This window comes from Candidatus Planktophila dulcis (genome assembly GCF_002288225.1).
Taxonomy (GTDB): Bacteria; Actinomycetota; Actinomycetes; order Nanopelagicales; family Nanopelagicaceae; genus Planktophila; species Planktophila dulcis.
In genome coordinates this window covers 610,319-623,223 of record NZ_CP016777.1, presented here as the reverse complement: position 1 = coordinate 623,223, position 12,905 = coordinate 610,319, and the positions used below count along the sequence as shown (strand labels likewise).

9 protein-coding genes and 1 rRNA gene are annotated in these 12,905 nt (G+C 49.4%); all 10 read right to left on the bottom strand.

Annotated features, from left to right (window positions below):
- Nucleotides 1–134: 134 nt before the first annotated feature.
- Nucleotides 135–1,647, bottom strand: a 16S ribosomal RNA gene (locus A1sIIA65_RS03150).
- 484 nt (nt 1,648–2,131) lie between these two features.
- Nucleotides 2,132–3,400, bottom strand: a complete 1,269-nt coding sequence (gene tyrS, locus A1sIIA65_RS03145; RefSeq protein ID WP_095676838.1) for a tyrosine--tRNA ligase — start codon at nt 3,398–3,400, stop codon at nt 2,132–2,134.
- Between the two features lie 8 nt (nt 3,401–3,408).
- On the bottom strand, nt 3,409–4,836 hold the full coding sequence (argH, locus tag A1sIIA65_RS03140; RefSeq protein WP_095676136.1) for an argininosuccinate lyase: 1,428 nt from the start codon (nt 4,834–4,836) through the stop codon (nt 3,409–3,411).
- Nucleotides 4,836–5,309 carry an arginine repressor gene (gene argR, locus A1sIIA65_RS03135; protein WP_095676135.1) on the bottom strand — a complete coding sequence of 158 codons (474 nt, stop codon included), beginning with the start codon at nt 5,307–5,309 and terminating at the stop codon, nt 4,836–4,838. The genes argH and argR overlap by 1 nt, the downstream gene beginning before the upstream one ends.
- Nucleotides 5,302–6,459, bottom strand: a complete 1,158-nt coding sequence (locus tag A1sIIA65_RS03130) for an acetylornithine transaminase (protein WP_095676134.1) — start codon at nt 6,457–6,459, stop codon at nt 5,302–5,304. Before A1sIIA65_RS03130 ends, argR begins: the two co-directional genes overlap by 8 nt.
- Nucleotides 6,456–7,241 (bottom strand): acetylglutamate kinase, encoded by a 786-nt coding sequence (gene argB, locus A1sIIA65_RS03125; RefSeq protein WP_095676133.1) that lies wholly within the window; start codon nt 7,239–7,241, stop codon nt 6,456–6,458. The genes A1sIIA65_RS03130 and argB overlap by 4 nt, the downstream gene beginning before the upstream one ends.
- Nucleotides 7,238–8,383: a bifunctional glutamate N-acetyltransferase/amino-acid acetyltransferase ArgJ gene (argJ, locus tag A1sIIA65_RS03120; RefSeq protein WP_095676132.1), complete on the bottom strand. Its 1,146-nt coding sequence runs from the start codon at nt 8,381–8,383 to the stop codon at nt 7,238–7,240. The genes argB and argJ overlap by 4 nt, the downstream gene beginning before the upstream one ends.
- Nucleotides 8,380–9,399, bottom strand: coding sequence for an N-acetyl-gamma-glutamyl-phosphate reductase (gene argC / locus A1sIIA65_RS03115; RefSeq protein ID WP_095676131.1), 1,020 nt, complete (start codon nt 9,397–9,399; stop codon nt 8,380–8,382). Before argC ends, argJ begins: the two co-directional genes overlap by 4 nt.
- A 38-nt stretch (nt 9,400–9,437) precedes the next feature.
- Nucleotides 9,438–11,894, bottom strand: coding sequence for a phenylalanine--tRNA ligase subunit beta (gene pheT, locus A1sIIA65_RS03110; protein WP_095676130.1), 2,457 nt, complete (start codon nt 11,892–11,894; stop codon nt 9,438–9,440).
- Nucleotides 11,895–12,902: a phenylalanine--tRNA ligase subunit alpha gene (gene pheS, locus A1sIIA65_RS03105; protein WP_095676129.1), complete on the bottom strand. Its 1,008-nt coding sequence runs from the start codon at nt 12,900–12,902 to the stop codon at nt 11,895–11,897.
- Nucleotides 12,903–12,905: the final 3 nt, after the last annotated feature.

The following is a 12,905-nucleotide window of genomic DNA, read 5'->3' as shown; positions in this document are numbered from 1 at the left end:
GATAAACGCTAATTTTCCACTCCCGAAGGTTGTACTAATTGCGAAATCTTAAATAAACCTAAGTCAATGCTCCACTTACGAGCCGAGTAGTTGAATGAAGCTAACTATTAGCTTCTCTACTCGATGCTCCTTAGAAAGGAGGTGATCCAGCCGCACCTTCCGGTACGGCTACCTTGTTACGACTTCATCCCAATCACCGATCCCACCTTTGGCAGCTCCCTCCTTACGGTTGGGCCACTGACTTTGGGTGTTACCGACTTTCGTGATGTGACGGGCGGTGTGTACAAGCCCCGGGAACGTATTCACCGTAGCGTTGCTGATCTACGATTACTAGCAACTCCGACTTCATGGGGTCGAGTTGCAGACCCCAATCCGAACTGAGACTGGCTTTATCGGATTCGCTCCACCTTGCGGTATCGCAGCCGTTTGTACCAGCCATTGTAGCATGCGTGCAGCCCAAGACATAAGGGGCATGATGATTTGACGTCATCCCCACCTTCCTCCGAGTTAACCCCGGCAGTCTCCTGTGAGTCCCCAACTTAATGCTGGCAACACAGAACGAGGGTTGCGCTCGTTGCGGGACTTAACCCAACATCTCACGACACGAGCTGACGACAACCATGCACCACCTGTATACAGACCTTGCGGCTATGACATCTCTGCCATATTCCTGTATATGTCAAGCCTTGGTAAGGTTCTTCGCGTTGCGTCGAATTAAGCCGCATGCTCCGCTGCTTGTGCGGGGCCCCGTCAATTCCTTTGAGTTTTAATCTTGCGATCGTACTCCCCAGGCGGGGCGCTTAATGCGTTAGCTGCGTCGCACAAACCGTGGAAGGTTCGCACAACTAGCGCCCACCGTTTACGGCGTGGACTACCAGGGTATCTAATCCTGTTCGCTCCCCACGCTTTCGCTCCTCAGTGTCAGTATTGGCCCAGAGACCTGCCTTCGCCATCGGTGTTCCTCCTGATATCTGCGCATTCCACCGCTACACCAGGAATTCCAGTCTCCCCTACCAAACTCCAGCTCGACCGTATCGGATGCAGGTCAGGGGTTGAGCCCCTGATTTTCACATCCGACGTATCGAACCACCTACGAGCTCTTTACGCCCAATAATTCCGGACAACGCTTGCACCCTATGTATTACCGCGGCTGCTGGCACATAGTTAGCCGGTGCTTCTTCTGTAGGTACCGTCACTTTCGCTTCTTCCCTACTGAAAGAGGTTTACAACCCGAAGGCCTTCATCCCTCACGCGGCGTCGCTGGGTCAGAGTTTCCTCCATTGCCCAATATTCCCCACTGCTGCCTCCCGTAGGAGTCTGGGCCGTGTCTCAGTCCCAGTGTGGCCGGTCGCCCTCTCAGGCCGGCTACCCGTCGTCGCCTTGGTGAGCCATTACCTCACCAACAAGCTGATAGGCCGCGAAGTCATCTTCAACCGAAAAACTTTCCAGCCCCGATCATGCGATCAAGGCTCATATCCGGTATTAGCCCCGGTTTCCCGGAGTTATCCCAGAGTTGAAGGCAGATTCTTCACGTGTTCCTCACCCGTTCGCCGCTAATTCACACCCGAAGGTGTTTCATCGCTCGACTTGCATGTGTTAAGCACGCCGCCAGCGTTCGTCCTGAGCCAGGATCAAACTCTCCATAGAAAGTTTTCTTCATGGCTTACGAGACAAACAAACTGTCGTTTATTTTGTCTTTACCAAAGGAAATCAACGAATATTTCCAGACGATATAAATAGTGTCTGGTACATACTTCATTGAAGTATTTATTTAGAGAATGGCGAATTAACACCATTCTCTGGCATTGACTTATGGCACGCTGTTGAGTTCTCAAGGTACGGATGCGCACTGCTTCGCTGAATTTCTCCGGCTTTTCAGGGCTGAACCACCAAATCTAGTCCATGGCTACGCGCACGTCAAAACGGCGGTAATGGCCTTAATTTAGGAGGTAATGCTGTACGACCACCAAAGTGTGCGTTCCACAGCAAGGAGCGTAACTATAGGTGCCCGCCCCATACAGGTCAAATCGGACTATTTAGAGCCCCCACCTAGGCCATCAAATAGGGCTAAATGAGAAAAAACCCCACTTTTATGCGTAAAAAGTGGGGGTTTTCGGGAAAAGACAGATAGCTAGATCAGCTCTACGGCAGCCAGGTCCCTCTTGCCTTTTCTCAAAACTGCATATTTACCGCATAAAAAGTGCGATTTTTCGAGGCGGAAATCTTCGCCTTCGATCTTCTCATTATTGAGATATGCGCCACCTTCTTTAACGATGCGTCGGGCAGCCGATTTCGAGTCCACGACACCAGTGGCAGCCAAGAGATCTACCCAGGTAGGAATCTCTTCACCCCTTTTTACTTGAGTACGTGGAAGTTCTGCAAGTGCTGATGCAAGTGTTGCTTCATCAAGTTCGTTGATATCCCCTTGACCAAAGAGTGCACGTGCTGCAGCTTCAACACGGACCGCAATCTCTGGTGAATGCACAAGTGCGGTTAACTCACGAGCAAGTTCGCGATGTGCCTCACGAGCTCCAGGGTTTTCGTTATGAGTTTTTTCCAGCGCTTCAATCTCTGCACGTGATTTAAATGAAAATACCTTGATGAACTTGATGACATCTTTATCATCAGAGTTAAGCCAGTACTGGAAGAAGGCATATGGTGATGTCATTTCAGGATCAATCCAGACCGCTCCCCCTGCAGTCTTACCAAATTTAGAACCATCTGCTTTTGTGAGAAGAGGAACGGTAAGAGCGTGTGCGCTTCCCCCCTCTGCGCGACGAATGAGGTCAAGACCGGCAGTGATATTTCCCCATTGATCTGAACCACCAATTTGAAGTGTGCAGTTGTAGCTACGGTAGAGCTCGAGGAAATCCATTGATTGCAGGACTTGATAAGAAAACTCGGTGTACGAGATTCCATCTTTTTCAAGACGAGTTGAAACTGAATCCTTATTAAGCATTTGATTAACGCTAAAGTGCTTTCCAATATCGCGTAAGAATTCGATTGCAGACATAGGCGCAGTCCAGTCAAGGTTATTGACCATCTTTGCTGGGTTCTGTTTTGTTTCAAAGTCCATAAACTTCGAGAGTTGTTTCGTCATGCGATTTACCCATTGCTCAACAACCTCAGTTGTATTCAAGGTTCTTTCATCATTCTTACCGCTGGGATCTCCCACCAGACCGGTCGCTCCCCCAATCAAAGGAAGGGTGTGGTGGCCTGCTAGTTGAAAGCGGCGTAGGACGAGGAGAACAACGAGATTTCCCACGTGGATGCTGGGGGCTGTTGGGTCAGTTCCTAAGTAGAGAGTGATGGGCTTTTTGAGAGCTTCACGTAGCTCTTTCTCATCAGTGGTTTGTGAGATCAGTCCGCGCCATTTCAGGTCATCAATTAGGTCAGTCATATCGTTCTTCACGCACCCATCATCTCTGAAAAAGCTTTGGCCTTGTCGGTGAATTCTTTTGCATACGCAGAAGTAGTAGCGGTAGCTTCCTTGATCTGCGCCTTGAAGGACCAAGGTGAAGTGCCGCCCACTGTTGTGCGTGATTCGAGCGCTCCGTGAACGGTGAGCACATCGCGCACATCGCCCTTAAGCGATGGATGAATCGATGAAAATTCTGCATCGGTGAGTTGATGCAACTGACGACCTGATGACTCACAGAGTGCAACACATTTGCCGGCTGCCTCATGTGCATGAGCAAAGGGAACCTTGGCGCGCACCAAGTAATCGGCGATCTCAGTTGCAAGTGAGAATCCAAGAGGTGCAGCTAGTGCCATCTTCTCGCGATCGAAATCTGTTGTCGCAACCATTCCGGTCACGGCCGGCAGAACAAGAAGAACAGTGTCGATCGAATCAAAGAGTGGTTCTTTATCCTCTTGAAGATCGCGGTTATATGCAAAAGGCAAACCTTTCAGCATTGTGAGAACTCCCGTGAGATTTCCAACCAGACGCCCTGCTTTACCGCGGGCAAGTTCTGCCATATCTGGATTCTTCTTCTGAGGCATAATCGATGATCCTGTTGAGTATGCATCTGCAACCTTTGCCCAACCAAATTCAGTTGTTGCCCATATGCACCACTCTTCACCAATACGTGAGAGATGAATGCCCACCATCGAGAGAATAAAGAGAGCTTCTGCAACAAAGTCACGATCAGATACTGCATCAATTGAGTTTGCAGCACTGGATGTAAATCCTAGGTTTTTGGCAGTGACCTCAGGTGATAAAGGAAGTGACGAACCAGCCAGTGCTCCAGAACCCAGTGGGCTCACTAGTGCGCGATCGAGCCAGTCATGAATGCGATCAAGATCTCGCGAGAATCCGTGAACATGCTTTGCAATTTCATGTCCAAAGAGAACAGGTTGAGCATGCTGTAGGTGGGTAAAGCCTGGAGCTGGCGCATCGCCATATTCAGATGCCTTGGCTATCAATGCGTTTTGGAGCGCCAGTAACTGCTGGGCAACTTCCAACATGTGATCGATTGCGTAGAGACGAAGATCAGTTGCGACCTGATCATTACGGGAGCGACCAGCGCGAAGTGATCCACCAATACCACCAAGCTTTTCCGTTAATCCGCGCTCTAAGGCGCTATGGACATCTTCATCAGTGGCATTGGCTACGAACTTTCCGGAGGCAACTTCTGCGATCAATTCCTTCAAAGCTCCACGAATGCGTTTGGCTACAATGTCTTCGAGTAGGCCACTGGATTGCAAAACATCTAAATGAGCCAGGGATGAGCGAAGATCGTATGGAGCAAGTCTCCAATCGAAGTGCACGCTACGAGAAAGTGCGAAGACAGCATCAGCTGGTGACTGTGAGAAACGTCCGCCCCAGAGCGCCATTATTTACTTCCTCTTTTCTTGATTCCACCGTAAGCGAGCAATTCTTTCGCGAGTTGGGCTCCACCGCTGGCTTTTCTCGATACAACCAAGACCGTGTCGTCACCTGCGATGGTTCCGATAATGTCAGAAATCCCTGAATGGTCTAAAGAACTAGCCAATAGCTGGGCTCCTCCAGGAGGAGTGCGCACCACAGCGAGATTTCCACTGGCCTCGACAGAGATGATCAGATCTGATGGGACAGGCATTGTGCGCGAAATCGATTCATCATCGCTATCGGAGATTTTATAGACCGATTCACCTGATGTAGAGCGCCCTCTGACAGCGCCGATCTCCTCCAAGTCGCGACTAGCAGTCGCTTGAGTAACTACAAAACCAGCCTTCTTCAATTGCTTGACCAAATCTGATTGTGAGTGAATGAGGCCAGCCTTGATCAGCGCAATTGCCTTTGCTCTACGAGCTGTGACACTAGACATGAGTGACCCCCTTGAGCGCTTGTGAAAATATTGCGACAAATTTCTGTGCCTGCTTCATGGAAACATTCAGTGCAGGCGCTAGACGAATAGTTGATTCACCTGGTGCGTTAATGAGCGCACCTAACTCTTGGCACTTCTTGGTGACCGCTTTTGCCACAGGCTTTTCCAGGGTCAATCCGATAAGAAGGCCAGCACCGCGAACCTCAGTAACTCCTGGAATCAGTGCTAATTCAGCAAGAAGGAAGGCACCGACTTCATCAACATGCTTAAGAATCTTTTCTTTCTCAATCGATGCAATCACAGCAAGGCCAGCTGCAGTAGCCACAGGATTTCCACCAAAGGTGGATCCGTGATCTCCGGCTGAAAAAAGTGTGGACGCAGAACCCAAGGCAATCATTGCCCCTAGTGGTAATCCCCCGCCGAGTCCCTTTGCCAAAGTAATCACATCAGGTTTGATTCCAGAGTATTCATACCCAAACCAATCTCCTGTGCGACCCATGCCGGTCTGCACGCAATCAATTACCAACAATGCACCGTTATCATCACAGTATTTACGTAAATTCTTTAGATAGTCACTGGGCGGAACAATGACGCCAGCTTCTCCCATGATCGGCTCAACAATGACCATTGCAGTCTTCTTTGTAATTGCTCTCTTCATCGCTAATAAATCACCAAATGGCACATGCTTGATTCCTTTAAGTAATGGCTTAAATGGATTTCGCTTTGAAGGCTGGCCAGTCAGAGAAAGTGCTCCCATCGTGCGCCCATGAAATGACTCATTCGTTGCAACAATCTTGTATTTGCCTGTCTTGCGAGAGAGCTTCAGCGCTGCTTCATTAGCCTCTGCTCCAGAATTACAGAAGAAGACTCGTGCGCTCTTATCTCCTGTCATCTTCTGTAGCTTTTCAGCAAGTTCAAGAACGTTCGGATGGGCATAGAAATTACTCACATGGCCCAAGGTGGCGATCTGCTTTGTCACAGCTTTCACTACAGCAGGATGCCCGTGGCCTAATACATTGGTTGCGATGCCTGCCAAGAAATCAAGGTAGGTATTGCCGTTGGAATCCTTAACCACGGAACCTTTACCGGAAACCAGCTCAATAGTCGGTGTTCCATAGTTATCTTGGAGCGCTCTCTGCCACCGTTTCATGCAACCACCAACGTTCCGCCCTCGCCCATGAGTGCTCTCTTAAGTGCTGATGGATTTGTTCCATCAATAATTCGTACTGCTTTCGCGCCGGCTGCTATTGCATCAAGACATGCCTGCACCTTAGGAGCCATACCTTGCGCAAACGTTGCCTTAAGTGACTCCAGCTCCTTAGCTGAGATAGATGTAATCAGTGAACTCTTATCTGGCCAATTCTTGTAAATGCCTTCAACATCAGTCATAACAATCAGCCACTCGGCATCGAGTGCTCCTGCAACGGCTGCGGCGGCAAGATCTGCATTCACGTTATAGCCAATAGATCCTTGGCTATCTGCAGCAATTGGAGAAATCACGGGAACTTTTCCTGCACTCACGAGTTTCTCAATGGACGAAGTGTTCACATCTGTGACAACTCCTACCAATCCGAGATCTGCAGCAGTTCCATCGACCAGTGATGTCAAAGGCTTCGCAATCAGAGTTCCAGAAGTTCTGCCTGAGATTGCTACTGCCGCAACGCCGTGAGAAACCAATGATTGCGCAACTGCTGGTCCTACTTCATCGGCCAACACTTGTTCGACAACATCAAAGATTTGCGGTGTTGTCACTCTAAAACCACCAACGAATTCAGATTCAATTCCAGCAGCTTCCAGCGCTTTACCAATCTGGGGTCCACCACCATGCACGATGACTGGAGTTACTCCTGTGGAAATAGCGTCAGCGATCGCTTTGGCAAATGACCCATGCTCATCAGTCATCGCATGTCCCCCGAATTTGATCACGATCATGTCGAGTAGGCCGAATTCTCTTCAACGTAGTCATGCGACAAATCATTGGTCATGACAGTCGCAAAAGCGCTACCCGCGTTGAGGTTGACCTCGAGGCTGACCAAACGTTCTGCAAAAGAGACAAGGTTCTTATCTTCAAAGGGTGCAGATTCCTTCGCCACATGAACACCGTTAAGAATGACATCAATATTGAGAGGATCCATCTGAGCATCGGCGGTACCAACTGCAGCTAAGACGCGACCCCAGTTGGGATCCGCCCCAAAGATTGCGCACTTCAACAAATTGTTGCGAGCACATGCACGAGCAACTTCAACGGCGTCACTCTCAGAGGCCGCCCCTGTCACTGTAATTGCGACCGTCTTTGTTGATCCTTCTGCATCGGCAATCAACTGCGCAGCTAGTGATCCACACACATCCATCAGGGCAGCTTCAAGTTCTGACTCTGAGAGTACAACACCTGATGCACCACTTCCCATCAGCAGCACTGTGTCATTAGTTGAGGTGCATCCATCAGAATCAATACGGTTGTAGGTTCTATCTGTCACGCGAGTGAAAATTTCTTGAGCGTTCTTCGGTAGAACCGCATCCGTCATCACCACAGAGAGCATTGTGGCTAAGGCTGGTGCAAGCATTCCTGCACCCTTTGCGATTGCTGCAAATTCAGCGCCTTTGATATTTGCTGTTGCAACCTTGGGAACGCTATCGGTGGTCATGATTGCTCGCGAAACATCATCTAATGAATCCGTTTTCATAGCTGCTGAGATAGTTTCTAGACCTGCAAAGATCTTTGGCATCGGCAGAAGCTCACCGATAAGCCCAGTGGAGCAGACCACGACTTCACCAGATGAAATTCCTAGAAGCTCGCCAACTTTTTCGGCTGTGTGATGAGTATCGGCAAAACCTTGTGGACCTGTACAAGCATTCGCCCCACCTGAGTTGAGCACGGCAGCACGTACTAGCTTTCCTTTAGTGACTTCACGTGACCAGATAACAGGTGCTGCGACAACTTTGTTTGATGTGTAAACAGCTGCTGCATCAAAGAGAGGACCTGTGTTCTCAATAAGTGTCAGATCCAGCGCACCGGTTGACTTCAGCCCAGCTGCAATAGCTGCGCCACGAAAGCCTTTGGGTAAGGACTTCATACGCCAAGCCCATCGAAGTTAAGTCCTGCTGCCTCATCCAAGCCACACAACAAATTAGCGTTTTGAATTGCTTGAGCAGCCGCTCCCTTACCGAGATTATCGATAGCGACAGAGATGACTAAACGCGATGTGTGTTCATCGACTGCAACTTGAATCTGAACGTGATTAGACCCGGTTAGCGCTGCAGTCTTTGGCATAACTCCCAACGGCAAAACAGTAACAAATTGAGATTTTGCAAAGTATGAAGAATAGAGAGCGTGGGCTTGCTCTGTTGAGATCTTCTTCGTCAATTTTGCTGTAATGGTTGACAGAATTCCACGAGGCATCGGGGCAAGAATGGGTGTGAAAGAAATCTTCGCGTCGACTCCTGATACTTTAGTGAGAGCTTGCTCTATCTCTGGAGTATGCTGATGTACTCCCCCAAATTTATATGAGGTAAGCGAGCCAGCTATTTCACTTGCAATCAAATTGATTTTGGCACTTCTTCCAGCACCCGTTGTACCGGAAGCTGCAACGACAACGACATCTGTCATATCTGCAATCTCGGAAGCCGGTGCTGCGCCCAGCGCAATAGAGGTTGCATAGCAACCAGGGTTTGCAACCTTTGTGGACTTAGAAATCAGTGACTTGAAAGGTTCAATATCAGCTAAACCGTATGTCCAGGCACCTGCATAATCTCCACCGTAGTAAGTAGCCCATGCTTCGGCACTCTCTAATCTGTAATCAGCACCTAGGTCGACAATCTTTGCTGTTGCTGGAAGTTGAGAAATGACTTTTGCAGATTCACCATGTGGAAGGGCAAGAAAGATGAGCTCACATGAAGCAAAGTCATTGGGCGCAAATGCGCTGAATTTCTTTCCCGCGTAGCTCTGCAACTGTGGATGAACTGATGTGATCTGCTCCCCCGCATTGGAGTGGGCTGTAATGGCGGTAACTTCGAAATGGGGGTGGCTTGCAAGCAGGCGAAGAAGTTCGCCCCCTGCATATCCACTAGCTCCTACAACACCGATTTTCATGGATGCAGTATAGCATATTTATGCAACAAGATGCATATTTATGCAGTACGCAGTACGGCTCCTGTTGCCTTCACGGCAGCCGCTACCGCAGCCTCACGCATCTCAGTGACCTCAGCCCCGGTCAAGGTTCGATCGGGTGCTCGGAATACGAGTGAGAATGCCAGTGAAATCTTGCCATCGCCTAACTTGTCATAGCGATCAAAGAGAGTGATGGATTCAAGGAGATCTCCAGCGCCAGCACGAAGGGCTGCCTCTACTTGAGCTGCTGTGACATCTGCTCCAACAATCAGTGCAACATCCTGAAGAGCTGCGGGCATAGTGCCGACCGTTGTTGGACGTACGAGCTCTGAATCAGGAAGAACGCTGAGACCCACAGCAAAGGCCACAGAGCGCTCGGGTAGACCGTACTTAGCAACGATACGTGGATGCAGTTCACCAGCATGGGCAACAGCTTTTCCATCGACAATAAGTTCTGCGCATCGTCCCGGATGCCATGGAGCGAAGTCAGAGCGCTTGACTGTCCATTGAAGATTACACAGTTGCAAAATATCTTGTGCGTAGGCAATGGCATCTTGCCATGTATAGGCACGCGCTTTACCTTGCCAATCTTCATTTTCAACTTTGCCAACAAGTAAACCAGCAACGTGATAAGCCTGCGGTGGGACGCTGGCAAAGATCTCATCGATCATCTTCTGTCCAGGCCTCTTGGATAAATCAGGGGAAATAAATGGAACAAGTTTTTGTGAGCTACGGAAAATCGAGCCCATTTCAAAGATGGCAAAATCTTTAGCTCCACGGCTGATGTTGCGCTGTGCTACTTCAATTAATCCCGGAACTAGATGCACGCGCATCAATGGGAATTCCTCTGACATTGGGTTTGCGATGCGATAGGTGGCAGCACGTTCTCCAACAAATCCCATTGAATCAATCGTCTCTTGATTGGTAAATGGGAATGTCTGAACTTCTGCCAGTCCTCTGCCTGCAAGCATTGCAGCCACCGCACGACGTCGCTTCTGAGTCGGAGTTAGCGATGCATGCAGTGGACGAGGTGGCAGAACTGAAGGAATCTTGTCATAACCAATCATGCGAGCTACTTCTTCTGTGAAGTCAGCCGGGGTTAAGAGGTCTGAACGCCAGGCAGGAGGATCGACTTCAAAGTTCTTCTCATTCACATCGCATCCAATAGTGCGCAGAACTTCAGCGATCTTGGCAGGGGGTACTTCAACGCCAAGGATGCGAGAAACATAAGCAGGGTCAAGCTTTACGACGGGAGAGAAACGAGGCTCTCCATCAACAACAGTTGCCACGTGCTGGGCTGAACTATTCTCCGTCAAAAGTTGAACAAAACGTGCAGATGCATATTGAGCAAGAGATGGGTCGACACTTCGCTCCAAACGGCGTGATGCCTCAGAGGAAAGTTTATGGCGACGTGAATTCTTTGCCACGCAGATCGGATCAAAGCGAACTGCTTCAAGTGCAATCTCAGTTGTTGTCTCACTAATTTCAGATGATGCACCGCCCATGGTTCCAGCTAGAGCTAGAGGTTGCGCATCATCACAGACCATCAGGTCATCGGGATCGAGTTGGCGCACTTGACCATCGAGAGTAGTGAATGGCTGCGCCTTGCCTGCGCGCTTGATCGTGAGGCCACCTTTGATTTTTGACTTATCAAATGCGTGAAGTGGTTGACCCAGCTCGAGCATCACGTAGTTGGTGACATCGACGACAAGTGAAATCGAGCGCATCCCCATCTTCTCAATTCGGCGGCGCATCCATAGCGGCGTGGTTGCAGACGGATCAAAGTTTGAAAGTGTGCGCAAATAGAAGACAGATGCAGTGGACTTATCTGCAATCTTTGCACTGACTCCCTTGCCGGTCTCTGCAAATGTCAGTGTGCGCAAAGCATCAACTGGATCTGTGAACTTCAACCCCAATGATCCCGCTACTTCTCTTGCGATTCCACGAATACTCAGGGCATAACCACGATCAGGGTTTACTGCAACATCAAAAATCACATCGTTAATCATCAGACCTGCAATTGCATCTTCACCAATCTTCACGGTGCCTTGCGCAAAAGTCATGATGCCGGAGTGATCTTCCCCAAGGCCAAGTTCACGAGCAGAACAAATCATTCCATTCGATGTCTTGCCATATGTCTCACGTGCTCCGATTGCGAAATCGCCAGGAAGAACAGCACCAGGAAGGGCGGCAACAATCAGGTCGCCCACGACAAAGTTCGTAGCTCCGCAGATCACATAACGAGTTTCCTCTTCGCCGCAATCAAGGCCCACATACCGCACAGGCTTCTTAAATTCAGTGAGCTCTTCAATGCTTAAGACCTTCGCAAAGACAAGAGGGCCAGTGAGATCTGCACCCTGCCTGATGAACTCTTCCACTTCAAATCCAACACGGATAAGCCCATCAGAGATTTTCTCAGCAGTAATTGAAGATGGAATTTCTACAAATTCTTTGATCCACGATAGAGGTGCGCGCATTTAAAGGCCCACGCCAAACTGACGAGTGAAACGTAGATCGCCTTCAACAATGTCGTGCATATCCGTGATTCCATGACGCACCATCAGCGTGCGCTCAAGTCCCATGCCGAATGCAAAGCCTGTGTAAACATCAGTATCAATTCCGCATGTTGCGAGAACCTTTGGATTGACCATTCCACAGCCGCCCCATTCAATCCAGCGATTGTTAAAGAATACATCTACCTCAGCGCTAGGTTCGGTAAAGGGAAAGAAGGATGGTCGAAGTCGAGTTGTGACATCGGGTCCAAACATATGGCGAGCAAAGTTATCGAGCGTTCCTTTGAGGTGAGCCATCGTGATGCCCTTATCAACGACTAATCCTTCAACCTGGTGAAACACAGGACTGTGAGTTGCATCCAGTTCATCGGCACGGAATGTGCGACCAGGACAGATGACATAAATCGGAGGCTCTTGGGTCAACATGGTGCGAATCTGAACTGGGGATGTGTGCGTGCGCAGTACAACACCAGATTCAACCGGTTCGATAAAGAAAGTATCTTGCATAGTTCGTGCCGGATGATCTGCTGGAATATTGAGCGCATCAAAGTTAAGCCAACCAGATTCAAGCTCTGGGCCTTCCTCCACTGCATAACCCTGTTCGATAAAGAAATCTGAGATCTCATTCTTAATGATGGAGATCGGGTGTAGTCCGCCGCGATGTGTGCGCTGAACAGGAAGAGTTATGTCGACGACTTCTTCAAGAAGAACTTTGGCATCGCGTGCAATTTCCAACTTCTCCGTTGCTGCTGCTAGAGCTTTTGTAATCTCAGCCTTGGCATCACCGATCATTTTTCCAGCGGAAGCCTTCTCTTCAGGTGAGAGGGAACCGAGCCCACGACTTGCTAGCGAGATAGGTGCCTTATCGCCGGTATGAGCAAGGCGAGCAGCCTTTAAGGAATCGAGGTCGGATGCGGCAGAGAATGCTTTCTGAGCATCGCTTATCCACGATGCAATATCTGCCGGATTCATGGA